26 protein-coding genes are annotated in these 24978 nt (G+C 71.2%); 14 read left to right on the top strand and 12 right to left on the bottom strand.

Annotated features, from left to right (window positions below; genetic code table 11):
- Window positions 1-8 precede the first annotated feature (8 nt).
- Window positions 9-1571 (top strand): methyl-accepting chemotaxis protein, encoded by a 1563-nt coding sequence (locus AB0G10_RS08870; protein WP_360918198.1) that lies wholly within the window; start codon window positions 9-11, stop codon window positions 1569-1571.
- A gap of 384 nt (window positions 1572-1955) precedes the next feature.
- Here the strand turns inward: AB0G10_RS08870 and AB0G10_RS08865 are convergent, their stop codons facing one another.
- Complete coding sequence (locus AB0G10_RS08865; protein ID WP_360918197.1) at window positions 1956-2288, bottom strand: DUF3040 domain-containing protein; 333 nt, start codon at window positions 2286-2288, stop codon at window positions 1956-1958.
- A gap of 51 nt (window positions 2289-2339) precedes the next feature.
- Here AB0G10_RS08865 and ctaD point away from each other — a divergent pair, with 51 nt between their 5' ends.
- Window positions 2340-4088 carry a cytochrome c oxidase subunit I gene (gene ctaD / locus AB0G10_RS08860; protein ID WP_360918196.1) on the top strand — a complete coding sequence of 583 codons (1749 nt, stop codon included), beginning with the start codon at window positions 2340-2342 and terminating at the stop codon, window positions 4086-4088.
- A 46-nt stretch (window positions 4089-4134) separates the two neighbouring features.
- On the opposite strand, the gene AB0G10_RS08855 is transcribed toward ctaD, so the two are convergent.
- Together AB0G10_RS08855 and AB0G10_RS08850 are read right to left on the bottom strand one after the other, a co-directional pair.
- Window positions 4135-4593, bottom strand: coding sequence for a hypothetical protein (locus AB0G10_RS08855; protein ID WP_360918195.1), 459 nt, complete (start codon window positions 4591-4593; stop codon window positions 4135-4137).
- Window positions 4594-4627: 34 nt separating this feature from the next.
- Window positions 4628-5116 carry an N-acetyltransferase family protein gene (locus AB0G10_RS08850; protein WP_360918194.1) on the bottom strand — a complete coding sequence of 163 codons (489 nt, stop codon included), beginning with the start codon at window positions 5114-5116 and terminating at the stop codon, window positions 4628-4630.
- A gap of 19 nt (window positions 5117-5135) precedes the next feature.
- Between AB0G10_RS08850 and iolC the strand changes: the two genes are divergently transcribed.
- The 3 genes from iolC (at window position 5136) to AB0G10_RS08835 (ending at window position 7802) form a co-directional block, all read left to right on the top strand.
- Window positions 5136-6080 (top strand): 5-dehydro-2-deoxygluconokinase, encoded by a 945-nt coding sequence (gene iolC / locus AB0G10_RS08845; RefSeq protein ID WP_360918193.1) that lies wholly within the window; start codon window positions 5136-5138, stop codon window positions 6078-6080.
- Between the two features lie 109 nt (window positions 6081-6189).
- A complete protein-coding gene (locus AB0G10_RS08840; protein ID WP_360918192.1) occupies window positions 6190-7227 on the top strand; it encodes an FAD-dependent monooxygenase in 1038 nt (345 codons plus the stop codon).
- A 23-nt stretch (window positions 7228-7250) separates the two neighbouring features.
- Window positions 7251-7802, top strand: a complete 552-nt coding sequence (locus tag AB0G10_RS08835; protein ID WP_360918191.1) for a thymidine kinase — start codon at window positions 7251-7253, stop codon at window positions 7800-7802.
- A gap of 11 nt (window positions 7803-7813) precedes the next feature.
- Here AB0G10_RS08835 and AB0G10_RS08830 read toward each other — a convergent pair whose 3' ends face one another.
- Together AB0G10_RS08830 and AB0G10_RS08825 are read right to left on the bottom strand one after the other, a co-directional pair.
- Entirely contained in the window at window positions 7814-8566 is a 753-nt protein-coding gene (locus AB0G10_RS08830) for an alpha/beta hydrolase (RefSeq protein WP_360918190.1), read from the bottom strand.
- 130 nt (window positions 8567-8696) lie between these two features.
- On the bottom strand, window positions 8697-9107 hold the full coding sequence (locus AB0G10_RS08825; protein ID WP_360918189.1) for a MarR family transcriptional regulator: 411 nt from the start codon (window positions 9105-9107) through the stop codon (window positions 8697-8699).
- A gap of 64 nt (window positions 9108-9171) precedes the next feature.
- On the opposite strand from AB0G10_RS08825, the gene AB0G10_RS08820 reads away from it, so the two are divergent.
- A complete protein-coding gene (locus AB0G10_RS08820; RefSeq protein ID WP_360918188.1) occupies window positions 9172-10449 on the top strand; it encodes an MFS transporter in 1278 nt (425 codons plus the stop codon).
- Here AB0G10_RS08820 and yidC read toward each other — a convergent pair.
- From yidC to AB0G10_RS08805, 3 genes are read right to left on the bottom strand one after another with little or no spacing between them, the layout of a single operon-like run.
- On the bottom strand, window positions 10403-11263 hold the full coding sequence (gene yidC, locus AB0G10_RS08815) for a membrane protein insertase YidC (protein WP_360918187.1): 861 nt from the start codon (window positions 11261-11263) through the stop codon (window positions 10403-10405). The genes AB0G10_RS08820 and yidC overlap by 47 nt on opposite strands.
- A gap of 49 nt (window positions 11264-11312) precedes the next feature.
- The gene (locus AB0G10_RS08810) at window positions 11313-12824 is read right to left on the bottom strand and encodes a glycosyltransferase family 2 protein (RefSeq protein ID WP_360918186.1); all 1512 of its coding nucleotides are present in this window, start codon (window positions 12822-12824) and stop codon (window positions 11313-11315) included.
- Complete coding sequence (locus AB0G10_RS08805) at window positions 12821-13408, bottom strand: hypothetical protein (protein WP_360918185.1); 588 nt, start codon at window positions 13406-13408, stop codon at window positions 12821-12823. The genes AB0G10_RS08810 and AB0G10_RS08805 overlap by 4 nt, the downstream gene beginning before the upstream one ends.
- A gap of 243 nt (window positions 13409-13651) precedes the next feature.
- Here AB0G10_RS08805 and AB0G10_RS08800 point away from each other — a divergent pair, with 243 nt between their 5' ends.
- The 3 genes from AB0G10_RS08800 (at window position 13652) to AB0G10_RS08790 (ending at window position 16584) form a co-directional block, all read left to right on the top strand.
- On the top strand, window positions 13652-14113 hold the full coding sequence (locus AB0G10_RS08800) for a MarR family transcriptional regulator (protein ID WP_360918184.1): 462 nt from the start codon (window positions 13652-13654) through the stop codon (window positions 14111-14113).
- A gap of 41 nt (window positions 14114-14154) precedes the next feature.
- Window positions 14155-15729 (top strand): MDR family MFS transporter, encoded by a 1575-nt coding sequence (locus AB0G10_RS08795; protein ID WP_360918183.1) that lies wholly within the window; start codon window positions 14155-14157, stop codon window positions 15727-15729.
- A 105-nt stretch (window positions 15730-15834) separates the two neighbouring features.
- Entirely contained in the window at window positions 15835-16584 is a 750-nt protein-coding gene (locus AB0G10_RS08790; protein ID WP_360918182.1) for a winged helix-turn-helix domain-containing protein, read from the top strand.
- A gap of 10 nt (window positions 16585-16594) precedes the next feature.
- Here the strand turns inward: AB0G10_RS08790 and AB0G10_RS08785 are convergent, their stop codons facing one another.
- Window positions 16595-17770, bottom strand: a complete 1176-nt coding sequence (locus AB0G10_RS08785) for an FAD-dependent oxidoreductase (RefSeq protein ID WP_360918181.1) — start codon at window positions 17768-17770, stop codon at window positions 16595-16597.
- 169 nt (window positions 17771-17939) lie between these two features.
- Entirely contained in the window at window positions 17940-18857 is a 918-nt protein-coding gene (locus tag AB0G10_RS08780; RefSeq protein WP_360918180.1) for a manganese catalase family protein, read from the bottom strand.
- Window positions 18858-18969: 112 nt separating this feature from the next.
- On the opposite strand from AB0G10_RS08780, the gene AB0G10_RS08775 reads away from it, so the two are divergent.
- The gene (locus tag AB0G10_RS08775; protein ID WP_360918179.1) at window positions 18970-20211 is read left to right on the top strand and encodes an Nramp family divalent metal transporter; all 1242 of its coding nucleotides are present in this window, start codon (window positions 18970-18972) and stop codon (window positions 20209-20211) included.
- Between the two features lie 28 nt (window positions 20212-20239).
- On the opposite strand, the gene AB0G10_RS08770 is transcribed toward AB0G10_RS08775, so the two are convergent.
- Complete coding sequence (locus AB0G10_RS08770; RefSeq protein ID WP_360918178.1) at window positions 20240-20938, bottom strand: response regulator transcription factor; 699 nt, start codon at window positions 20936-20938, stop codon at window positions 20240-20242.
- 36 nt (window positions 20939-20974) lie between these two features.
- On the opposite strand from AB0G10_RS08770, the gene AB0G10_RS08765 reads away from it, so the two are divergent.
- The 3 genes from AB0G10_RS08765 (at window position 20975) to AB0G10_RS08755 (ending at window position 22819) form a co-directional block, all read left to right on the top strand.
- Window positions 20975-21715, top strand: coding sequence for an ATP-binding protein (locus AB0G10_RS08765; RefSeq protein ID WP_360918177.1), 741 nt, complete (start codon window positions 20975-20977; stop codon window positions 21713-21715).
- Window positions 21716-21861: 146 nt separating this feature from the next.
- A complete protein-coding gene (locus AB0G10_RS08760; protein ID WP_360918176.1) occupies window positions 21862-22086 on the top strand; it encodes a hypothetical protein in 225 nt (74 codons plus the stop codon).
- 10 nt (window positions 22087-22096) lie between these two features.
- Window positions 22097-22819, top strand: coding sequence for an STAS domain-containing protein (locus AB0G10_RS08755; protein WP_360918175.1), 723 nt, complete (start codon window positions 22097-22099; stop codon window positions 22817-22819).
- 56 nt (window positions 22820-22875) lie between these two features.
- On the opposite strand, the gene AB0G10_RS08750 is transcribed toward AB0G10_RS08755, so the two are convergent.
- Complete coding sequence (locus AB0G10_RS08750) at window positions 22876-24219, bottom strand: NAD(P)/FAD-dependent oxidoreductase (RefSeq protein ID WP_360918174.1); 1344 nt, start codon at window positions 24217-24219, stop codon at window positions 22876-22878.
- Window positions 24220-24314: 95 nt separating this feature from the next.
- Between AB0G10_RS08750 and AB0G10_RS08745 the strand changes: the two genes are divergently transcribed.
- Window positions 24315-24920, top strand: coding sequence for a TetR/AcrR family transcriptional regulator C-terminal domain-containing protein (locus AB0G10_RS08745; protein ID WP_360918173.1), 606 nt, complete (start codon window positions 24315-24317; stop codon window positions 24918-24920).
- Window positions 24921-24978: the final 58 nt, after the last annotated feature.

Here is a 24978-nt window from a genome sequence, read left to right as displayed (position 1 = left end):
ATCGCAGCGTGAGCACGAAGATCATGTTCGCGGTGCTCGTGGTCGCGGCCCTCGGGGTGGCCGACGGCCTGTTCGCCATGACCAGCCTCGGCGAGACCAACGACCAGGTGAAGGCCGGCTACCAGCACAGCCTCGAACTGGAGACGATCGGCAACCTGCGGTCCGCGGTGAACCGGACCTGGCTCGCGGTCTCCGACGACCTGCTGGCGGGCGACGCCGGCACCCGGGCCACCGCGGCGACGGCCTTCGACACGGCGAAGGAGGACGTCGAGAAATACGCGGACGAGTTCCAGGCGCACCCGATCGAGGCCGACGCCGGCGACGCCCTCGCCGCCTTCCGCAACTCCTGGTCGCAGTACCTCAGCGTGGTCAGCGACACCCTGCTGCCCCTCGCCGGGACCGGCACCCCCGCCCGGATCGACCGGGTGCGCACCGAGCAGGTCGCGCCGCTCATGACCGAGGTGCGCGGCCAGCTCACGTCGCTGGCCGAGCTGACCGTCGAGGGCACCGCCGCACAGGAGGAGAGCGCCGAGGACCTCTACCAGTCGACCAAGTGGCGCGTGGCGATCATGCTGAGCCTGAGCGCTCTCGTCGGCGTCACGCTCGCCGTCGTGACGAGCCGCATGATCGTACGTCCGCTGTCGCGCTGCGTGGCCGTCCTGAACCGCATCCGCGACGGGGACCTGACGTCGCGCGCCGAGGTGGACAGCGCCGACGAGGTCGGGCAGATGGCCGAGGCGCTGAACCACACGGCCGCCGCGATGGCCGGGATGGTCGGCAAGGTGCACAGCAGCGCCGACGTGCTCGCCTCCGCCTCCGAGGAGCTGTCCTCCGTCTCGTCCGAGCTCTCGGTCTCCGCCGAGGAGACGTCCGCGCAGGTCAGCACGGTCTCCGCGTCGGCCGGCCGGGTCTCCGAAGGCGTACAGGCGGTCTCCGCCGGCGCCGACGAGATGGGCGTGTCGATCCGGGAGATCGCGAACAGCGCGAACGAGGCGGCCGGCGTCGCCGCCGAGGCCGCCCGCACCGCGGAGAGCACGAACACCAGCGTGTCCCGGCTCGGCGAGGCGTCCGCGCAGATCAGCACGGTCGTCGCGCTGATCACCTCGATCGCCGAGCAGACGAACCTGCTCGCCCTGAACGCCACGATCGAGGCGGCCCGGGCCGGCGCCGCGGGCAAGGGCTTCGCCGTGGTGGCGTCCGAGGTGAAGGATCTGGCCCAGGAGACCGCCCGCGCGACCAGCGAGATCACCGCCCAGGTGGCGTCGATCCAGGCCGAGACGGACGGCGCGGTCCACGCCATCCAGCAGATCGCCCAGGTCATCGCCACGATCAACGACTACGCCACGACGATCGCCGCGGCCGTCGAGGAGCAGACCGCCACGACGGCCGAGATCGCCCGCAGCGTGGGCCAGGCCGCCGAGGGCTCGACCGCGATCGCCGGCACCATCGCGGGCGTGGCGCAGGCCGCCCAGCAGGTGACAGCCGGCGCCTCCGAGACCCAGCGGACAGCCGCCGAACTGGCCCGCACGGCAGCCGACCTCCAGGCGACGGTATCCGCCTACCGCACCTGACCCGCCCACCGCCCGCGCCGACGTCGCACCGGGCCCCTGCCCAGGAACGCCCACAGCGCACCCGTTCCCAGGAAAGCGGTGGCGTGCCCAGGAACGCCGATCGCACGCCCATTCCTAGGAACGGCCGGTGCCGGTGTGGCTGTGCGGAGGTCAGCCCGGACAACCCGATGTTCGGCGGCCTGGCCGGCCGGGACATCCCCCACTAGCTCACGACGTACACGAGGAGGTTGGTCCGCAGAAGGGCGACATCGTGGTGACCAAGCGCCGGGTGTCCGCTTTCGCCGGCAGGCGGCCGATCTGGATCATCGGCTCACGGTGCTGGCGGACGGCTGCCTCGACAGTGACCCGCTCGTGTTCCCGGCGCAGGCCACGGTGCTGCCGATCTCAGAGTTTGTCCCTGCGGTGCCGTAGGACCAGGACCACGACGACCGTGACGGCGGCCAGGTCGGCGACGATGAGGGCCGCCGTCGGCCCGAGGAACAGCCCGATGAACGGCATCACCAGGAACACGGCGACGCAGAGCACGGTCAGGAACGGGAACGGGCGGCGGGGCGGTTCGCTCATCCGTCGCACAAAGGCCGGGTCGCCGGCGGCCAGCCGCTGCTCGATGTCCTCGAGGGCGCGCCGGTCCTTCTCCTCCAGCATGGTTCTAGGTCCTATCACCGCCGCCACGTCCATGTAGGGGATGTGGCGATCCGGCACGAAATACCGCGCCATGAGCCTATAACAGGGGGTGAGCTACAGAATTTGCCAAGCTGAGGAGCTTGCATGACCACCGTCGCCCCCAGGCCGACCGTCACCCGGCCCCACTCGCTGCGCCGGCAGGTGAAGGGTTCGGCGCTGACCCGGATCCTGCGTACGACCGACGCGAAGCAGATCGGGATCATGTACATGATCACGTCGATCGTGTTCTACATGGTCGGCGGGCTCATGGCTCTGCTCATGCGTGCCGAACTGGCCCGTCCGGGCATGCAGATCCTCTCGCCGGAGCAGTTCAACCAGCTGTTCACCATGCACGGCACGGCGATGCTGCTGTTCTTCGCGACGCCGATCGTGTTCGCGTTCGCCAACTACGTCGTCCCGATCCAGATCGGCGCGCCGGACGTCGCGTTCCCGCGGCTGAACGCGTTCGCGTACTGGCTCTACCTGTTCGGCACGCTGACCGCGATGAGCGGCTTCATCATGCCGGGTGGCGCCGCCGACTTCGGCTGGTTCGCGTACACACCGCTCAGCGACTCGCTGCACTCCCCCGGCATCGGCGGCAACGCCTGGGTGGTCGGCCTCGCGATCGGTGGTCTCGGCTCCATCCTCGGCGCGGTCAACCTGATCACCACGATCATCACCCTGCGCGCGCCCGGCATGACCATGTTCCGGATGCCGATCCTGACCTGGAACATGCTGGTCACCAGCCTCCTGGTCATCCTGATCTTCCCGTTCCTGGCGGCCGCGCTCTTCGCCCTCGCCGCCGACCGCGTCCTCGGAGCCCACGTATTCGACGTGGCGACCGGGGGGCCGATGCTCTGGCAGCATCTGTTCTGGTTCTTCGGCCATCCCGAGGTGTACGTCATCGCGCTGCCGTTCTTCGGCATCATCACCGAGGTCATCCCGGTCTTCAGCCGCAAGCCGGTCTTCGGTTACAAGGGCCTCGTCGCCGCGACCCTGCTGATCGGCGCGCTGTCGATGTCGGTGTGGGCGCACCACATGTTCGCGACCGGCCAGGTGCTGCTGCCGTTCTTCAGCTTCCTGAGCTTCATGATCGCGGTGCCGACCGGCATGAAGTTCTTCGTGTGGATCGGCACGATGTGGCGCGGCCAGATCAGCTTCGAGTCACCGATGCTGTGGGCGGTCGGCTTCATGGTCACCTTCCTGTTCGGCGGCCTGTCCGGCGTGCTGCTCGCCGCCCCGCCGATCGACTTCCACGTCTCCGACTCGTACTTCGTGATCGCGCACTTCCACTACGTGCTGTTCGGCACCATCGTGTTCGCCGTCTTCTCCGGCATCTACTTCTGGTTCCCGAAGATGTTCGGCCGTTACCTCGACGAGCGCCTCGCCAAGGTGCACTTCTGGCTCACCATGATCGGGTTCCACGCGACGTTCCTGGTGCAGCACTGGCTCGGCACCGAGGGCATGCCCCGGCGGTACGCCGACTACCTCCCGTCCGACGGGTTCACCTTCCTCAACACGTTCTCGTCGATCGGCTCGTTCGTGCTGGGCATCGCGACGCTGCCGTTCGTCTACAACGTGTGGAAGTCGTACAAGGTCGGCGTCGTCGTCACCGCCAACGACCCGTGGGGCCACGGCAACTCGCTCGAGTGGGCGACCACCACGCCGCCGCCCCTGCGCAACTTCAACCACATGCCGCGGATCCGCTCCGAGCGTCCCGCGTTCGACGAGAAGTTCCCGCACCTGGCCGCCGGTGAGCAGTCCCTCGCCGGACCGCCCGAGGGTGGCGCGCGGCCGCTGCGCAAGGAGTCGGACGGCGGGGCGACCTACAAGGAGGACCTGAGCAAGGACTAGTGCTCCGCGATCGAGGCCCGGCCGCCGGCCGGGCCTCGCCGTGTCGTCAGGTGTCGTAGAGGCCGTCCCACGGCGGGTCGAACCCCAGCTCGTTCGGCAGGAGCTCGGCGTGGTCGGCGCCGTCGTATTCCTCGCTCCAGTCCACCAGGCCGAACACGTGCCCCTCGACCTCGACCCGGAACAGCCCGACGGCGATGTCACCGTAGGCCCGGCCGGCGAGCGCGTCGAGCCAGCCGCCGAGACGCTCCTCGGCCTTCTTGATCGAGCCGTGCTCGTCCTCGCTGGTGCCGGCGAACCAGATCTCCGACCCGGTGTGCGCGCCGGCGTCGTCGAACCGGTGCAGCACGGCCCACCAGCGTTTGTGGCGCGGCCAGTCGTCGTCGCCCGCGCCGGGCTCGAGGGTGGCCGTCACCGACCCGAAGAACTGGCCGCCGTCGAAGGTGCCGATGGTGTCGGTGTGGTAGCCGGGCTCGTGCGCGATCGGCACCCGGTCGGGAATCGCCATGCTGGAGAACCTAGACCCGGGGTACGACAGAATCTCAGTCCACGATCGGGCTGCGGCGCTCCAGCAGCACGACGTCGCGCCAGAGGCCGTGGTGCCGGGCGACCCGCGACCGCGTACCGACCACCCGGAACCCGCAGGCCGCGTGCAGGGCGAGGCTCGCCGCGTTCTCCGGGAACACCCCCGACTGCACCGTCCAGACGCCGGCCGCCTCGGTGGACGCGATCAACGCCCGGAGCAGCGCCTTCCCGATCCCGCGGCCGGCGGCGGAGGGGTGGACGTAGACCGAGTGCTCGACCACCCCCTCGTACACGCGGCGCTCCGACACCCGGCTCACGGCGGCCCAGCCGAGCACCTCGCCGTCCGCGCCGACGGCCACGAACCGGTGGCCGGGCAGGCGGGACGCCGAGAACGCGGCCCAATCCGGAACCGCCGTCTCGAACGTGGCGTCGCCGCCCTCGATCCCGAGCCGATAGATCTCCAGCACCTGCTCCGCGTGCGCGTCGGCCATCGGCACGATCATCATGAGCCGAGGATAATGAGGGATGGCCGCTGACGAGGTGCTGACGATCGGGCGCATCGGCGTCGACCTCTATCCGGAACAGATCGGGGTGCCGCTGGCCGAGGTCAGCACGTTCGCGAAGTTCCTGGGCGGCAGCCCGGCCAACGTCGCGGTGGCGGCCGCCCGGTACGGCCGGCGCAGCGCCATCATCACGCGCACCGGCGCCGACCCGTTCGGCGAGTTCCTGCATCGGGCGCTGCGCGGCTTCGGCGTCTCGGACCGCTTCGTCACGCCGGTCCCGGGGCTGCCCACCCCGATCACGTTCTGCGAGATCTTCCCGCCGGACGACTTCCCGCTGCTCTTCTACCGCTATCCGAAGGCCCCCGACCTGGAGATCCACGCCGGCGATCTCGACCTCGGCGCGATCCGCGCGGCGCGGGTCTTCTGGATGACCGGCACGGGACTGTCGCAGGACCCGTCCCGGACCGCGACGCTACGCGCGCTCGAGGCCCGCGACAGGGCGGGCATGACCGTCTTCGACCTGGACTACCGCCCGATGTTCTGGCCGTCCCGGGACGAGGCCCGCCGGTACTACGACCGGGCGCTGCCGCACTGCACCATCGCCGTGGGCAACCTCGACGAGTGCTTCACCGCGGTGGGCACCCGCGACCCGGCCGACGCGGTCGCCGCCCTGCACGCCGCCGGGGTCGACCTCGCCGTGGTGAAGCAGGGCCCGGACGGCGTCACGGCCTCCCGCCGGTCCACCGGTGAGTTCGTCCGGGTGCCGCCCGTGCCGATCGAGGTGGTCAACGGCCTGGGCGCGGGCGACGCGTTCGGCGGGGCGCTCTGTCACGGCCTGCTGTCCGGCTGGGACCTGGCGACCACGCTGCGGTTCGGCAACGCCGCGGGCGCGCTGGTGGCATCCCGTCTCGCCTGCGCCGACGCCATGCCCACCGAGCCGGAGGTCCGCGCCCTGCTGCGCCGATAGTGCCTACCCGGCCTGAGGTTCGCGCCCTGCTGCGCCGATAATGCCTACCCAGCCGGTCGATGGAGTATGTGATACTGATCGACACCGCCCGGCACAGGGAGAGACGCCCGTGAACCCCCGCATCCTGATCGTCGGCGCCGGCATCGTCGGCCTCGCGCTCAAGCACGCGCTCACCCGCACCGGCATCGACGCGGACATCGTCGAGCGCTCCCCCGCCCCGCGAACCGGCGGCACCGGCCTCTACCTGCCCGGCGACGTCGTCCGCGCGCTCAACGACCTCGGCCTCGGCACCGCGCTCGAGAAGGAGGCCGCGCCGGTCCTGCGGCGGGAGATCCGGGACGCCGGCGGCACCCTGCTGACCGCTTCCGACCTCTGGGGCACCGACGGCGACTGCCGCGCCGTCCGCAGCAACGCCCTGCACGAGATCCTGCTCGATGCCGTGGGCGACGGCGACCGCAAAAGCGACAGCGACAGCGACAGCGACAGCGACAGCGACAGCGACAGCGACAGCGACAACGACAACGACAACGACAACGACAACGACAACGACAACGACAACGACAACGATCATCACGACCTGATCGTCGGCACGGACGGCATCGACTCGGCGGCCCGGCCCGCGTCGATCAAACCCCGGTTCCTCGGGCAGGTCTCCTGGCGGTTCGTCGTACGCTCGGACGCCGTCCCCGCCGGCACCTGGACGACACGGCTCGGCAGCCGGGGCCGCAGCTTCCAGACGCTGCCGCTCGGCGACGGCGACGTCCACTGCGTCGCCGTGATCGGCAGCCGGGCGCCGGAGGAGCCGCCCGGCGACTGGCGATTCCTGTTCGGCGGGTTCGGCGAGGTGGCCGGGGAACTGCTGGACGCGGCCGACGATCCGCACTTCGCGCCGCTCCACGAGATCCCCGGCGGCGGCGCGGCCGGGCCCGGCCGGGTGCTGATCGGGGACGCGGCGCACGCCGGCCCGCACAGCGCCGCACTGGAGGACGCCCTGGCGCTGGCGTCGCGGCTGGCCCGGGATGGCGACGTGCCCGCGGCGCTGAGGGCTTTCCGGGAGCGCCGGGCCACCCGGGTCCGCCGCGTCTCGAAGCATCGCTACCAGATGACGCAGGCAACGCCGCCGGGTGGGTGGATGGCGAACCGGTGAACACTGGTGGCACCTTCTTCGGCATGGACCTCACCGTGATCGTCGGCCCGATGAAGGGCGGCAAGTCGCTGGAGATGATCAGCCTGCTGTCGCCGTTGCAGCACGCCGGCATCCCGCACCGCATCTACCAGTCGGCGCGGCACGGCCGGGACACCACCGTCACCTCCCGCTCCGGCGGCAGCCTGCAGACCGTCAAGGTCCACTCGCTGGCCGGCGCGGCCGGCGGCGACGTCGAGGTGATCGGCGTCGACGAGATCCACATGTTCACGGTCGACGACATCGCGGAACTCGGCGTGGCGGTCCGCTCCGGCGTCAAGGTGGTCGTGGCCGGCATCGACCTGGACCACCGGGGCCAGCTCTTCGCGCCGGTGCGGGCCCTGTTCGAGCTCGCGCCGGAGAAGGTCATCCATCGGCGGGCGGTCTGCGACGTCTGCCGGGCCCTGGACGCCACCCACACCCAGGTCCTCGAGCACGGCAAGCCCTTCATCCGCGAGCTGGCCCCGTCCACGGCGCTTCCGGACGACGGCACCTATTCGTACGAGGCGCGCTGCCGCCGCTGCGTCGTCCTGCCCTAGGTCCTGGCTCCTCAGAGCAGGGCGGCGACCTCGCGCGGGTGGGCCAGGTGCGGGAAGTGCCCGCCCTCCAGCACCGTCACCTCGAGGCCGGGCAGCGAGGAGCGGAGCCATCCCTCGTACGAAAGCGAAGGCCGCACCGAAGCCACCCAGCGATAGCCGGTCTGCTTGTCCGCGAGGACCGTCAGGTCCTTGCGGCGCTGCTCCTCGATCTCGGCGTCGGTGCAGCGCAGGATCTCCTCCCAGTAGCCGAGGAGCAGGTCGGCGCGCGGCCGTGAGGTGCGCTCGACCAGCGACCAGGCGGCGGTGGGCAGCGCGTCGACGCCCATGCCGCTCACCATCTCGTCCCAGACGGCGCGCCAGCCGGGGCCGCGCAGGGTCGCCTCGGCGCCCCGGATCACGGCGCCGATCTTGCCGGGCAGCAGCGGCTGGTCGATGTTGACGACGGCGCGCGCCGGGAAGCGGGCCGCGTACGTCGTGGCGATCAGCGCGCCGATCGAGTGGCCGACGACGACCGGATCCTCCAGGCCGGCGGCGTGCACGGCGCCGTTGACCAGCTCGGCGACGTCGGACAGCCGGTAGGAGCGCTGGCTCGGCGACTGCCCGTGGCCCGGCAGGTCGAGCGCGAGCACCCGCCGGCCGGGCAGCGCGGCCAGCATCGGCGCCCACTGCCGGCGGTCGAAGGTGAGGCCGTGCAGCAGCACGAGCGGCGGCTGATCCCTCGCCGTCCCGCTCAGCGTGCCCGCCAATTCGTCAAAAATCGCCATTTATCTGCTCCCGCTGGCCACTCGACCCTCGAGGAGGATCCGAGCAGAGGTGTGACCGCCAGAGCCCGACCCCCGGCGCGACCACCCTAAACCCTTCCCCACATCGATGACAGCCCAATGGGACCAGGTCCTACGCCTGACGGTCGGTGGCGGCCCGGGCCAGCCGCTCGAGGGCGGGCAGCGCCGCGACGATCGCGGCGCGGTCGGTCTCGTCGAGGGTGTCGAAGAGCTCGTCGAGGGTCGCCTCGTACCGGGCGTGCGTCCGGGTGATCACGTCGCGGCCCTCCCCGGTGACCTCGACGAGGACGCCGCGCCCGTCCGCCGGGTCGGGGGCGCGCCGCACCAGTCCGGCCTTCTCCATCCGGCCGACCAGCTGGGTCATGCCGGGCTGGGAGGCGCGTTCCAGGCGGGCGAGGTCGGTGACCCGGGCCGGGCCGTCCCGGTCGAGGCGGCGCAGCACGGCGAGGGAGACCGGGCTCGGGTTGTCCGGGCTGTCGATCTGCCGCAGGAAGCGGACCAGCTGCCCCAGGACGGGAAGCAACTGTGACCCACGACTCGTACCCGCCGGGTTTTCCATAACCTCATTATGCATCTAGCGTTTCCCTATGCTCTTCAAACAACCACGTGCCGTGTACGCGGTCGCGTTCGCCTGCGTCGTCAGCTTCATGGGCATCGGTCTCGTCGATCCGATCCTCCCGGCCCTCTCCGCGAAACTGGACGCCACGCCCAGCCAGGTCAGTCTGCTCTTCACCAGCTATCTGCTGGTCACCGCGGTGGCGATGCTCTTCACCGGCTGGGTCGCCAGCCGGATCGGCGCGAAGCCGACCCTGATCACCGGCCTCGCGCTCATCGTGGTCTTCGCCGCGCTCGCCGGCCTGTCCGGCTCGATCAACGGGATCGTCGGGTTCCGGGCCGGCTGGGGTCTCGGCAACGCCCTGTTCATCGCGACCTCCCTGGCCGTCATCGTGGCGTCGGCGACCGGCGGGTTCGCCGGGGCGATCGTGCTCTACGAGGCGGCGCTCGGCCTCGGCATCGCGGCCGGCCCGCTGATCGGCGGCCTGCTCGGCGACGTCAGCTGGCGCGGCCCGTTCTTCGGCGTCTCGGTGCTGATGGCGATCGCGCTGCTCGCGACGGTGGTGTTCGTCGAGCCGGTGCCGAAGCCGGCCCGGCCCACCCCGCTGCTCGCCCCGATCAAGGCGCTGCGCCACCGCAGCCTGCTCACCATGGGCGTCACGGCGCTGCTCTACAACTGGGGCTTCTTCACGATGCTCGGCTACGCGCCGTACCCGATGGAGCTGAACGAGATCCAGCTCGGCTTCGTCTTCTTCGCCTGGGGCCTGCTGCTCGCGTTCTTCTCGATCACCGGGGCGCCGTGGCTGCAGCGCCGGTTCGGCACGGCCCCCTCGCTGTACGGCGCGCTGTCCGTCTTCGCCGTGCTGCTCCTGCTGATCGGGCTCTTCACCGACGTCCGCGGGGTGGTCATCGGCTGCGTCATCGCGTCCGGGGTGGTGGCCGGCATCAACAACACGCTCACCACCCAGGCCGTCATGCTGGTCTCGCCGGTCGAGCGGCCGGTCGCGTCGGCCGCCTACGGGTTCGTCCGGTTCATCGGCGGCGGGCTGGCGCCGTACGCCGCGGGCAGGATGGTCGAGCACGGGAGCATGCACGTCCCGTTCGTGGTCGGCGCGGCCGTGGTCCTGGCCGGCGTCGCGGTGCTCACCACCGGCCACCACGCGCTCGCGGCCGCCGACGCGCGGCTGGCGGCGGGCGACGGTCACGGGCGGCCGGGCGACGTGGCGGGCGAGATGGCCGACGAGTTCGGCGGCGCTCCCGATGCTATTGATTTCCAGAAGGAGACGTCTCCGAAGGAGCCGGCGCGGTAGCGGTCGCCATCGGGGCCGGCGGGAACCTGCGCAGCACCCACTGCTGCTGCCCGAGGGTGACCAGGTTGTTCGTCACCCAGTAGACGACCACGCCGATCGGGAACAGCGCGCCCGAGATGAGCAGCGAGAACGGGATGCCGTAGAGCATCAGCCGCTGGATCATCTTCTGCTGCGGGTCCTCGGCCCACCCGGTCTTCAGGATCATCTGCCGGCTGGTGAGGTAGGTCGTCAGCATCATGACCAGCACGAGCACGCCGGCCACGACCTTCACGGTCCCGCCGCTCGCGCCGAACGCCGCGAGCTCCGAGGCCGGCGACCCGAACGTGGCGGCGATCGGGGCGTCGAAGAGCGACGCGTGCGTGGCCTCGGTGAACTGGGCGGTCGTCCACCCGTACCGGGTGGTGCCTTGATTGTCCGGACTGAGCCGATTCAAGACGTGGAAGAGACCGAGGAAGACCGGAATCTGCACGAGCATCGGAAGGCATCCCATCAGCGGGTTCGCCTTCTCCGTGCGGTAGAGCTCGATCATCTCGGCCTGGAGCTTCTGCGGGTCGGCCTTGTGCTTCTCCTGGAGCTCGCGCATCTTCGGCGCCAGCGCCTGCATGGCCCGCTGCGACTTGATCTGCTTCACGAAGACCGGGAAGAGGATCGCCCGCAGCGTCACCACCAGGAAGACGATCGCGAGGACCCACGTCCAGTTGGTGCCGAGGACGAGACCGTCCGGGACGCCCGCGGCCTCCCACAGCCCGTGCCAGCGCAGCAGGATCCACGAGATCGCGGAGTACATCCAGTCGAGGCTCACGGCGGCGATCATAACGATGCAGGGCCTAGCCGATCGGCTAGGCCCTGCGTGTCGGGGCAGGTCAGACGGTGAAGCCGCGGTGGCGGCGGAACAGCTTGCGGAGCATGAAGACGGTCTGCGCGATCGTCGCGATGTACAGGATCGGCCAGCCCAGCGACAGGATCGCCGACTGGATCTGCACGCTCTGCTGCGTCCAGGCGTAGATCGCGCCGCCCATCACGGCGACCAGGACCACGAGCGGCATGATGTACGCCGAGCCCTTGCCCTTCTCCGCGTTGGCCTGCGCCGCCCAGTTGTCGTTCTCGGTCTGGGCGAAGAACTGGGTCCAGGCCGACAGGAAGTGGCCCATCCGGATCCACATGTAGAGCTCGGCCGGGAAGGCCAGGAACGCGTAGAGGATGTCGGAGGCGCTCTTGTCCTTCATGGCGAGGGCGAGCCGCAGGTTCAGCAGCATCGCGACGGCCGGCGGGATGAGCCAGATCGGGTTGAAGACGAACGCGTCGATCGAGAGCGCGGCGACCAGCAGCAGCAGGAAGCCGAGCCGGCTCATCAGGTTGAAGATCATCGCGATGTTCTCGTACCAGCGCAGCCGCAGGTTCGGGTGCAGCGGCTGGCCCTTGTTGTCACCGCGCTGACCCGGCCAGAACAGGTCGATCGCGCCGAAGTTCCACTTCACCTGCTGGCCGTGCAGGGCGCGCAGGTTCGTCATCGGACCCACGTACGCCCGGGCCGTTGAACTGATCTTCGTGCTGTATCCGGCGTCCTTGATCTGCAGCGAGAGCTTGCTGTCCTCGACCTCGGAGTCGCGCACCCAGGGCGCCTGCTGGTGGTGGGCGACCATCACCTGCTCCAGCGCGCGCATCCGGAAGAGGCTGCACTGGCCGCCGAGCACGGCCATGTTCCGGCCGCGCAGCAGGTTGTCCATGTTGAACGCGGCGAACTGCGCCCGCTGGCCGGCGATCAGGAACCGCGCCATCAGGCCCTTGTAGCGGTTCTTGTCGATGCTGTAGATCGCGCTGAGCCCGCCGATCCGCGGGTCGTCGGTCATCTCCAGCTCGAGCCGCTCGACGACGTCCCGTTCCAGGGTGGTGTCGCCGTCGACGCCGAGGATGAAGTCGTAGCCCCGGGACAGGAAGTAGCCGTAGTTGAGCGCGCCCACCTTCTTGTCCGGGTTCACGCCCATGTCGTGGACGTAGACCGTGGTCTCGAACTCCTCGCCCTTGACGGTGCGGGTGTGCTGGCCCTCGAACCGGCGGGCGATCTCCGGGGTGTCGTCGTCGGTGTTGTTGATGATGACGTGGACGACGTCCGGCAGCCGGGTCTGCGCCAGGATGCTGTTGAGGACGTCGGCGATCGTCTCCTGCTCGTTGTAGCAGGGGATGATGCAGCTGATCGTGGCGTTGCGGGCGCTCGCCGCCGCGCTGGCGATCTCACCGGAGAGCGTCTCGACGCTCTCCAGCGCCTTGAGCTGCGGAAGCGCCGGCGGCAGCGCCAGCGGACCGGCCTTGGCGCTGCGCGGTGTCAGGATCTGGCGGTCGGTGGCCCTCCGCAGGCCGGGACTGGTCTCGCTCATCCGGTGGCACCATCCTTGAGCAGCGGCAGGGTGAGGGTGTCGAGCGCGGTGGAGCGGTAGTAGGCGCCCGACTTCGGCGACGTCTCCACCAGCAGGTCGATCTGGATCGTCAGGGTGAGCGAGGTGGCGCCGGCGGTCGCGGGCGGCAGGGTCACCACGGTGTTGTAGGGGTAGGGCGGGGTGACGTCGAAGTCACCGCTGTCCTTCGTGACCACGGCGCGCTCGGTGCCGTCGTCCTGGGTGACCTGGAACGTGCTCACCCTCATCCGGTGTTTGCTGTCGGCGTCCTCGATGTGCGCGGCCACGTTGATCGTCTTGACCGAGTCCGCGGTGTAGAGCTTCGCGTTGTCCGAGGTCCAGTAGGTCATCTGCACCGTGAAGCCGCCCTGCTTCAGCTTGTGCGTGACGGTGCCGGTGTCGAGCGGGCCGCTCTTCCGCTCGGCCTTCTTCGTCGCGCCGGCGGCCACGGTCGCGGCGGGCGACGGGTCGGCCTTCGTGTCACCCAGCAGCGGCCTGCTGCTGCTGGTGATCTCTTGGAGGGTGCCACAGCCGCTCAGGCCGGCTATGAGCATCGCGGCTGTCATGCCCACGGCCATTCTTCGGGGGACGTGCACGGGCGTTCCTTCACGGGGATCCGAGGGGGGTTGTCGAGATCTGAGTCGGTCACCGGATCAGCCACTTGAGAATTCGAAGACCCCTCTTCCGTACGCCGTGAGCACCGTGGCTCCGCGTACCCGCCGAATTTCGCTGTGTGCAAAGTTGCTCGCTGTGCAAGTTTTGCGGATACTTGTCTGCGGCAACCAACAAGTGCTCCAGGAGGCGAAGCCATGGACGGCGCCGTGCCCGAGATCGGCACCCGTCTGCACGACCTGCTCAAGGTGACCCGGCTGCTCAAACAGCACCGCTCGGCCGAACGCACCGCGATACCCGCGGGCCTGTTCGTCCTGCTCGGCGAGATCTCCCGGCTACCGGCCGGCTGTCACGCCCGCGAGCTGGCGATCCAGTCCGGGCTCGACCCGTCCACGGTGAGCCGGGCCGTCGCCGCGCTCGTGGCGCACGGGCTCGTGGCCCGCGAGCCGGACCCGCACGACGGGCGGGCGACGGTCCTGGTCGTCACCGCCCGGGGCCGTGGCGCGCTGGCCGAGACCGTGGACTGGTACGAGCGGGTCCTCGACCGCGCGCTCGCCGACTGGAGCCCGGCCGAGGTCGCCGCGTTCAACCTCAGCCTCGGCCGATTCGCCCAGGCCATCGACACCGTACTCAAGGAAAAGACGGAGGCGGCGCTGTGAGCGCAACCCCAACCCCCACGGCCCCGGCGCAAGCCGGGCCGATGAATCACCGGCAGACCCTGGAGGCGCTCAGCGGCCTGCTGCTGGTGCTCTTCGTCGCGATGCTCAGCAGCACGGTGGTCTCCACCGCCCTGCCGAAGATCATCGGGTCGCTGAACGGCTCGCAGACCCAGTACACCTGGGTGGTCACCGCCACCCTGCTCACGGCGACCGCGACCACCCCGATCTGGGGCAAGCTCGCCGACCTGTTCAACAAGAAGCTGCTCATCCAGATCTCGATCGTGATCTTCATCGCCGGCTCGGTGGTGGCCGGCCTGGCGCAGAACGCCGGTGAGCTGATCGCGGCCCGCGCCTTCCAGGGCATCGGCGTCGGCGGCCTGCAGGCGCTCGTCCAGGTCGCGATCGCCGCGATGATCCCGCCCCGCGAGCGCGGCCGGTACAACGGCTACCTCGGCGGCGTGATGGCCCTCGCCACGGTCGGCGGCCCGCTGCTCGGCGGCCTCATCGTGGACACCTCGTGGCTCGGCTGGCGCTGGTGCTTCTTCGTCGGCGTCCCGGTCGCCATCGTCGCGCTGGTGCTGCTCCAGTTCACCCTGAAGCTGCCGACCGTCCGCCGCGACAACGTGAAGATCGACTACCTGGGCGCCACGCTGATCGCCGCCGGCGTGAGCCTGCTGCTCATCTGGATCTCGTTCGTCGACGACACCTTCGCCTGGCTGTCCTGGCAGACGTACGCCATGGTCGGCGGCACCCTGGCCCTGCTCGCCCTCGCCGTGTGGGTGGAGTCCCGGGCCGCCGAGCCGATCGTCCCGCTGCCGATCGTCCGGGAGCGCAACACCGCCCTCGCGATCCTCGCCAGCCTCGCGGTCGGCATGGCGATGTTCGGCGGCGCCGTCTTCCTCGGCCAGTACTTCCAGATCGGCCGCGGCTACAGCCCGACCGAGGCCGGCCTGCTCACCATCCCGATGATGGCCGGCGTCCTGCTCTCCTCGATCGTCAGCGGCCGCATGATCACGAAGTCCGGCCGGATCAAGCCGTACATCGTGGCCGGCGCGGTCCTGCTCGTCATCGGCTTCGGCCTGCTCAGCACGATCGACCACGAGACCGCCCTCTGGTTCGTCGGCGTCGGCATGTTCCTGGTCGGCACCGGCGTCGGATCGTCGATGCAGAACCTGGTCCTCGCCGTCCAGAACACCGTCGCCCTCAAGGACATCGGCTCGGCCAGCGCCACCGTCGCGTTCTTCCGCTCACTCGGCGGCACCATCGGCGTCTCGGTCCTCGGCGCCGTCCTGGCCCGCCGGGTCACCGACCAGATCACCCACGACCTGGCGGCCGCGGGCGTCCCGGCCGGCTCGTCCGGCGGATCGAGCAGCCTGAACCTGGCCGCGCTCCCGGAGGCGATCCAGCACATCGTGCGGGCCGCCTACGGCGACGCGACCGGGCACATCTTCCTGCTGTCCGCCGTCATCGGCGTGGTCGGCATCGTGGCCGCCCTCGCGATGAAGCAGGTCACCCTCCGGGACAGCCTCGACCTGCCGGCCGAGCTCAAGGCGGCGGCCGTGGCAGCCGACGCGATCGACGGCGCCCCGCCGGTCGATCAGACCCCCGGCCGCTGATCGTCCACCCCTCTGTGGGCCGTCCCCGATCGGGACGGCCCACACTTTTGAGACGGACGGACCGGCGGCTTCTGTACGGGTGGATCAAGGTCGACAATGTCTGCCATGACTGACGACGTTCGTGATCGGATTCTGGGGCTGCTGCATGCCGGGCCCGCCACGGTGGCGGGGCTGTCCGCGCGGCTCGGGCTGCCCGGCGGCGTCGTCAAATACCACCTCGCCATGCTCGAACAGGCCGGCCTCGTCCGGATCGGCGCCTCCCGGATCGAACGCGGCGTTGCCGTGCCCCGCTACGTGAGCACGGCCGCGGCCGCCCAGCCGCCGCTGCCGATGCCGGCGCCGCTGCCCGGCCTGACCTGGACCGGCACCGGCCGCTTCCCGGTTCCGCTGTGGACGGTGGAGGCGGCCCACGCGCCCGCCCCGCAGCAGGCGGAGGGCGCCTCGGGCTCGGCCGACGCCCCTTCCTTGGCCGACGCCCCGGCCGCTGCCTCTCCCTCTGCCGTCGTCTCTCCCCCGGCCGCTGTCTCTCCCCCTGCCGTCGCTTCTCCCCCGGCCGCTGTCTCTCCTCCGGCCGCCGTTTCTTCCCTGGCCACGGTTGCGCCGGCGCAGCGGGTTTCGTCGGACCTCGCGGATCCGGTCGTTCCGGAGCAGGTCAACCGGTCGCAGGCCGGGCCGCGGCTCGTCGAGGTGCGGCGGATACCGCTGGACGACGCGACGTTCTACGAGTTCGCGAGCCGCCTCGACGCGCTCACCCGGGAGTTCGCGTCCCGGGCCACCGCCGACGCCCCGGCCGCCGAACTGGCGATCGCGCTCTACCGCCCGCCCGGCGAGGCGGCCGCCGGCAACGGGTCCTGAAGCAGCGGGTTCAGAGCAGCTCGGGCAGCGGCACCGCGGGGTCGGCCAGCCTCGCGACATCCACGCGGTGCCCGCCGAAGCCGGCCGTGATCAGTTCCTGGATCTGGTCGGTGACGTCCCAGACGTTGATGTTCATGCCGGCCGTGACCCGGCCGTCGAGCACCCAGAACACGATGCACTCGCGCTTCGCCAGGTCGCCGCGGACGATCAGCTCGGCGCCCGGTTCGAGGGTGCCGGCGTACTCCATGCCCAGGTCGTACTGATCGGTGAAGAAGTAGGGCACCTTCGTCCACGGCGACCCGCCGCCGAGCATCGAGCGGGCCGCGGCCGGCCCGGAGTCGAGGGCGTTGCCCCAGTGCTCGACGCGGATGCGGGTCCGGTAGAGCGGATGGTCCACGCTCGCGATGTCGCCGGCCGCGAAGACCGCCGGATCGCTGGTCCGGTGGTGCGCGTCGACGAGCACGCCGCCGTCCACGGCGAGGCCGGCCCGCTCGGCGAGCTCGACGTTCGGCTGCGCGCCGATCGCCACCAGCACGTGGTCACCGTCCACCGTGGAGCCGTCGGTGAGCCGCACCGCGGTGCCGTCGATCGCCGCGACGCCGCTGCCGAACCGGAAGCCGACGCCGTGCGCCCGGTGCAGATCGGCGAAGACCGCCCCGACCTTGGTACCGAGCACGTTCTGCAGCGGAACCGTCTCCGGCGTGATCACGGTGACCGCCACGTCCCTCTGCCGGGCCGCCGCGGCGACCTCCAGCCCGATCCACCCCGAGCCGACGACGGTCAGCCGGCCGCCCGCCGCCAGGACGTCCTTGAGCCGCAGCGCGTCGTCGTAGGTCCGCAGGTAGAGGCAGTGATCCGATCCGGGCAGCCGGCGCGGGCGCGAGCCGGTGGCGAGCAGCAGCCGGTCGTAGCCGACGCCGTGCACCGTCCTCGCCGCGACGTCCAGGTCCTCGACCCGCTCCCCGAGCCGCACCTCGATGCGCTGATCGGCATACCAGCTCTCGTCGTGCAGGAAGGGATCGGCCTGGTCGAGGAGGAGGCCCTTGGAGAGCGGCGGTCGCTCGTACGGAAGGCGCTCGTCCTCCCCGATCAGAACGACCCGGCCCTCGAAGCCCTCCCCCCGCAGGGTCTCGGCGGCCCGGGTCCCGGCAAGGCTGGCGCCCACGATGACGAACGTCTCCGGCATGCCCTCCAGCTTGCCCCTCGGCCGGCCGTGCGTCGACAGGTCATCGGAGCCAGTCCCGGGTCCACTCATCGGAGCCGGTCCCCGGTCCACGAGTCCAGCCGCGGCGAGCCCGGTGCAGCGCGCCCGCGGGCCCGGGCGGCTCTCCGCCCGGGCCCGCATCCGGCCGTTCTCAGTCGAGGGCGCCCTTGATCTTGTTGACCACGTTGGCGACGCCCTGGGCGTGGGCGCCGGCGCCGGTGCCCGGCTTGCCCCTACCCATCGAGCCGTCGTAGGTGACGAACAGCTTCGGGTCCGGGGCCGGGCCGAGCGGCCGGTCGTCGGTGAGCGGCTGGGCGTCCGGCACGTAGACGATCTCGTCCTTGCCGTTCAGCGCCGGGCCGCGCGCCCACCGGCCCTCGCCCGCCCGGCTGGCCGGGTCGAAGCTGTAGAAGGTGTGGTTGGCCTCCGGGTGCTCGAACTCGGCGTTCGAGTCCTCGATCCCGTTCTCGGTGAAGCCGTCCTCGATCAGCTGCTCGATGCCGAGCAGCCACTGCTGCTGGTGGTACGTGTCGCGGGCAAGGTTGAACTGGAGCATGTCCTTGACCCCGCGGTCGTCGGTCATGTTGTAGATCCGGCTGGTCTGCAGCCGGCTCTGCGCCTCGGCGGCCACATTGGACCGGAAGTCGGCGAGCAGGTTGCCGCTCGCGACGATGTATCCGGCGTTCCACGGCACGCCCTGGCTGTTCGTCGGCATCGCGCCGCCGCCGGTGACCACGGCGTGCTGCGGGTTCTGCCCGCCGAGGACCGCGGCGAGCACCGGGTTCGCGGCGGCGGCCTTCTCGGTGGCCTCGGCCGGGCCGCCCTCGAGCAGCCGGGCCAGCATGGTCGTGAGCATCTCGACGTGGCCGATCTCCTCGGTCGCGATGTCCATGATCATGTCCTTGTACTTGCCCGGCACGCGGCACGACCAGCCCTGCCAGAGGTACTGCATCATCACGGTCATCTCACCGAACTGCCCGCCCACCAGCTCCTGGAGCTTCGCGGCGAAGAACGCGTCCGGCTTCTCCGGCTTGGCCTGGAACTGCAGGTGGTCGACGTGCTTGAACATGAGGGGCTCCTCCCGGTGTCGTGTGGCGTCGCACTCCGGGCTACCCGCTCACGGTGCCCGGTGGGGTCATCCGTGGCCCGTGCGGGCCCGCCGTCCCGGGCAAGCCGGGCGCATGGTGGTTCTCGACCTGGCAGTACCGATCAAGCGGCGGGTCGCCCGGGTGGCGCCCTGGTTCGGCCCGGCGTTCGTGGCCGCGATCGCGTACGCCGACCCCGGCAACTTCGCGACCAACTTCACCGGCGGGGCGAGCTTCGGCTACCTGCTGGTGTGGGTCATCGTGGCGGCGAACCTGATGGCCATGCTCATCCAGTCGCTGTCCGCGAAGCTGGGCCTGGTCACCGGGCGGGACCTGGCCGAACTGTGCCGCGAGCACCTGCCCCGCCCGGTGAGCCGCGGCCTGTGGGTGCAGGCCGAGCTCGTCGCGATGGCCACCGACCTCGCCGAGATCATCGGCGGCGCCCTCGCCCTGTACCTCCTCTTCGGCGTCCCCCTGCCGGTCGGCGGCCTGATCACCTGCATGGTCGCGTTCGCGCTGCTGGAGGTGCACCGGCGCGGCGCCCGCCGCTTCGAGACGGTGATCGGCGGGATGCTCGGCGTGATCCTGCTGGGGTTCCTCTACACCGCGCTGCGCTCGGGCGGCGAGCCGGCCGCGTTCGCCGCCGGGATGGTCCCGTCCTTCGACGGCGCCGAGAGCCTGCTGCTCGCCACCGGCATCCTCGGCGCCACCGTGATGCCGCACGTGATCTACCTGCACTCGGCACTGACCAAGACCCGCGCCGTGGCGGCCGCCGATCCGGGCCGGCGCCGGGAGGCGCTGCGCTGCCAGCGCGCCGACACCCTGATCGCGCTCGGCGCGGCCGGCCTGGTCAACCTGGCGATGCTGGTGATCGCGGCCCAGCTCTTCGCCGGCTCCGGCATCGGCGGCACGGACACCCTGGAGGGCATCCACGCCGGCCTCGGGTCCGTTCTGGACGGTCACGCGGCGCTCGCCTTCGCGATAGCGCTGCTCGCCTCCGGCCTGGCGTCGTCCGGTGTCGGCACCTACGCCGGGCAGGTCGTGATGCAGGGGTTCATCGGGCGCACCATCCCGCTCGCGGTCCGCCGGCTGGTCACCATGGCGCCCGCGATGGTGGTGCTGCTGCTCGGCGCGGATCCGACCACGGCGCTGGTGTGGTCCCAGGTCGTGCTCTCGTTCGGGGTGCCGTTCGCCCTCGTCCCGCTGATCTGGCTGACCCGGCGCCGGGACGTGCTCGGCGACCAGGTCAACCATCCGATCACGACGGTGGCCGCCTCGGCCGCCGCCGCCCTGATCGTCGCGCTGAACGTGTTCCTGCTGGTTCGGACCCTGAGCTGATCGGGGTATCCAGGGCTGACTGCGGTATTCAGGGCCGCTGATTGAGCGGCCCGGAACGGGGCATGCGGGCGTCCGTGACCTCCCTCAGCATCCCGGCGGCGCCGGCCAGCATCGCGGCCTCGGCCCGGCTGGCGACCCGCAGCTTCCGGAGCAGCGCCGCCGTCAGCCGTTTGGCGGTCCGCTCCGAGACGTGCATCCGCGCCGCCATCACGGTCGTCGAGGCACCCGACGCGATCAACACGAGCAGCTCCCGCTCGGCGTCGCCGAGCGACTGCGTGACCGGCGGCGGCGACTGCCCGCCGTCCGGCCCGGCCAGGGCCGCGAGCAGCGCGGGCGGCATCACCGACCAGCCCTCGACGGCGGCGATCAGCGGCGGCAGCAGGCTCGCGGCGTCGCTGCTCTTGGGCAGGAAACCGGCGGCGCCGGCCCGGAGCGCGCCGATCGCGACCGCCGGGTCGTCGTCGCCGGACATCGCCAGCACCGTCGCCCGCGGCGCCGCCCGGCGGACCGCGTCGACGGCGTGCAGCCCGCCGGGCGGCGGCATGTGCAGGTTGACGAGCACCACGTCCGGGACGGCGTGCCGGACCACGCTCGCCGCGTACGCGGCGTCGCCGGTCGTGCCCACCACGGTCGCCCGGCCCCCGCTCACGTGGGGCAGCAACAGCTCGAGTCCCCGTACGAAAAGGTCGTGGTCGTCAATGATCACCACACGGATCCCGGCACGCATGTCGATGCTTTGCCCCCGATCGAGGAAGGAATGCGGATGATCCGGCGACCCGTCCCGGACGATCCCGGCCTGCTGCTGGCCCGGAGCCTGTGCCACGAGCTGCGCCCGCCGATGGCGACCCTGGTCGGGCTGTTGCAGGCCCTGGAGACGGCGCCGCCGGAGCCGCACCGCGCCGAGCTGGCCCGGCTCGCGGCCGCGCACGTGGCGCACGCCGAGGCCGTCCTCGGCGACGCCGCGGCGACCGCCTGGAAGCTGGCCGGCGGCCCGGTCGCTTCGCCGCGGCCGGATTCTTCACCGCGGCCGGATTCTTCACTGCGGCCGGATTCTTCACTGCGGCCGGATTCTTCACTGCGGCCGGCTGCGCCGGTGCCGCTCGGCGAGATCCTGCCGGCGGTCGCCGCGATCGCGCCGGCCGGCGGGCTCGCCGTCAGCACCGGCCGGTGGGCGCGGCGCTGGCCGGTGCATCCGCACCACACCCGGCAGATCCTGTTCAACCTGGTCGGCAACGCGCTGCGGCACGCACCCGGGCCGGTCCGGCTGCACGCGAGGGTACGAGGCGGCCGGCTCCGGATCGCGGTCCGCGACCGGGGCCGCCCGACGCCGGCGCTGCGGGCCGCACTGCGCCGCCGCACCCCGCCGCCGGACGATCACGGCCTCGGGCTGTGGGTGGTACGGCAGCGGCTGGCCGGCCTCGGCGGCACGATCCGCGCGCGCCGGCTGCGCCCGACCGGCCTGTCGATGGAGGTGACGCTCCCCCGGCATCGCATTCCCGGATGACCCGGCCGGGCCGGTGGCGTTGCCGGATGACCCGGCCGGGCCGGTGGCGTTGCCGGATGACCCGGGCGGGCCGGTGGCGTTGCCGGATGACCCGGCCGGGCCGCCGCACGGCCCGGACGGGCCGCCGCCGCGGGTAGGCCATCGTCATGACACCCCGGACGATCGTTCTCGCCATCTGGCTCGCCGCGCTCCTCGGGCACGCCGAACCGGACCCCCGCACGGCCCTGCTCACCGCGGCGCTCGCCCTGGTCTGGGCGGTCCCCCTGATCCGCCGCCGGCGAGCGGGTCGCGCGGCGGGCGCACCGGCACCAGTCACATTTCGGACCGCCACCGCATCGACCGGGAACGACATACGCCCGTTCCAGGGGTGACAATGCTCCGGTGCCCGAACTTCGCTGCGAAGTCGAGCGGGTCGGCACGCGCCTCCTCGTCCGCGTCATCGGCGAGCTCGACTCGTCGACGGCGCCGAGGATCCGCGCCGCCCTGACGAAATGCCTGGTCGAGCAGCCCGACGCGGTCGTCGTGGACCTCGGCGGCATCGTCGCCGCCACGAACGCCGCGCTGTCGGTGCTGCTCGTGGTCGCGCGTCAGGCGGCGTTCTGGCCGCACACGCCCCTGCTGCTGGCCGTCCCGGATTGGCGGATGGCGCAGACGCTCGCGAATCAGCACGGCCGGACGCCGATCTTCTCCTCGGTCGACGACGCGCTCGACGCCGAGCCCCGGGACCACACCCACACGCTCGGCGAGGTGCTGCTGCCGGCGATGGGCGCCGCGCGCCGGGCCCGCTACCTGGCCGTGGAGGCCTGCGCCCGGTGGGGGCTGCGCGGGCTCGCCCCGACCGCCAGCATCGTCGCGAGCGAGCTGGTGTCGAACGCGGTGAAGCACGCCGCCACGATGACCGATCTGCGGTTCACCCTCGGCCACCGCTTCATGATCATCGCGGTGCGGGACGGCTCGGCCGTGCTGCCGCACCTCCGCGAGGGGGATCTCGAGGAGGTGACCACGGCCCGGGGCCTCCTGCTCGTCGCCGAGCTGTCGCACCGGTGGGGATGCGCGCCGGCCGAGGGTGGCAAGGTGGTGTGGGCGGCGTTGCGGCGCCCGTGACGGCGGGCCCGGTCAGCTTTCCGTCAGGCGGGCCGCGCCCGTGACGGCGGGCCCGGTCAGCTTTCCGCCAGGCGGGCCGCGATCGCCTCGCCCATCCGGATCGCGCCGTCGACGTGCTGGAATCCGAGCCCGGCGATGTCGCTGCTCGCGAACGAGATCGGGCCGACGTCCTGCCGCAGGTGCTTGCCGTACCGGGTCAGCGAGCCGATGTCGAAGCTGGTCGCGTACGCGCCGGCCGTCCACTCGTCGGCCATCCACGGGCTCTCGTAGTACGACACCGGGGTGAGCGCCTCGGTCCCGTAGTAGTTCGCGAGCGCCGCGAGGACCCTGTCGCGCCGGGCGCTCGCGCTCAGGCCGAGCAGCGCGTCCGCCTTCTCGTCCGAGACGAATCCGACGAGCGTGCCGCGGGTCTCGCCGGGCAGGTCCTCGTTGCTGTTGTCGTAGGCCTCGTGGACGAGCGAATACGGGCTGAACGCCGTACCCGAAAGGCCTTTATCCCGCCAGAACGGGGTCTCGTAGGTGATGTGCAGCTTGATGACCAGGCCGAACGACTGGTGTTGACGCATTTGAGCGTGCACCGGCGGCAGGTTGGGGCTGTACTGCACCCGGTTCACGAGGGTCGGCGGAACGGCCATGACGAGGCGCCGCGCCCGCCAGGTGTCGTTGACCGTCACTCCGGTGGACTCCCACGCGACGTGGGTCACCGGGGTCGACAGATGCAGTGAATCCGGAATTCTGGCGGCAAGCCGCAGCGGAACCTGCTGGAGGCCGCCGACCACCCGCCGGTCCAGGATGAAGTCGGCGTCGACCAGGTGGCTGAACCCACCCGCGCTCGCCGCCATCAGCACCGCCGACAGCGCCGAGAACGCGTGCGTCGGCTTGGTCAGCATCGCCGGCCCGATGTAGAGGCCGATGTTGTCCCGCGCCTCGGCGTCGTCGGTCTCCTCGGCGAGCCAGGCCGCGAACGACATCCGGTCGAGGCGGGCGGCATCGGGATGCTCCCACGGGCTGAGCGGGTCCATCTCCGCCGCCAGCCGGTCGAGCTCCTTCGTGAGCCGCTCCATCTCCGCGGTCGTCCCGTCGGAAACCGGAAAAGCTTCACCCTCAAAGGTACGGCGGATGCCGTCGCGCCCGATATAGACGGATTCGCCGTCGCGATGCCGTGCGTAGGTGTCCAGCCCGAGCTCCCCGAGCATGCCGAGCAGCGCGGTCTGGTCCGGCGAGACCCACTGACCTCCGACCTCGAGGCGGACTCCGTCGACCATGTCGGTCAGCAGTCGCCCGCCGACGCGGTCGCGGGCCTCGAGCACGAGCACCTTGCGGCCCGCCTCGTGCAGCCTCACCGCGGCGGTCAGCCCGGTCACTCCGGCGCCGACCACGATGACGTCGTAGTCGGTCATAGATATCCCTCCATCGCCTTCACTTCGCACTCTAAACGAACGGCGTTCGTTTAGCATGGTGTTCTCCCCCACTGCCGATCCCCCAGGAAGGCGCGATGGGTCGCCCCGCCACCCCGAAACTCTCCGTGGAGAAGATCGCCACCGCCGCCCTCGCCCTCGTCGACGCCCGCGGCGAGTTCACGCTCGGTGAGGTAGCGGCCGCGCTCGGCGTCCGCCCCTCCTCGATCTACAACCACGTCGCCGGCAAGACCGAGATCATCGAGGCCATGCGGGCGTTGATCTTCGCAGAGCAGCCGGACGTGCCGCCGGCGGGACCCTGGAACGTGACGCTGCGCCACCTGCTGCGCCGCTACCGGGACGCGTTCGCCCGGCACCCGAGGCTCATCCCGATGCTCACGGCGTACACGGTGTCGTCACCCGACGTGATGAACATGTACGACGACATCGCGGCCGTCCTGAGCGGCGCCGGAGTGCCGACCGGGCAACTCCTCGACGTGATTACCGTGCTGGACAGCTTCGTGATCGGCTCGGCCCTGGACATCGCCGCCCCGGATCAGGTGTGGGACCCGGCCGGCGCCCGCACGCCACTCCTCGTCGCCGCCATCGAGGCCGCCGGGCGGGGGCGTCCACGCGCCGACCGGGCCTTCGAGCTCGGGCTGGACCTGGTGCTGGGCGCCCTGGAGCGATTCAGCAGGGAGTGACCGCGCCGGGCCCGATGGCCGGCTGTACCGCAGGGCTGTTCCGGCGCCCGAATTGTCG

The sequence above is a fragment of the Actinoplanes sp. NPDC023714 genome (assembly GCF_040639855.1).
GTDB lineage: Bacteria > Actinomycetota > Actinomycetes > Mycobacteriales > Micromonosporaceae > Actinoplanes.
The sequence above is the reverse complement of the archived record's forward strand: the minus strand, read 5'-3'. Positions and strand labels throughout refer to the sequence as shown.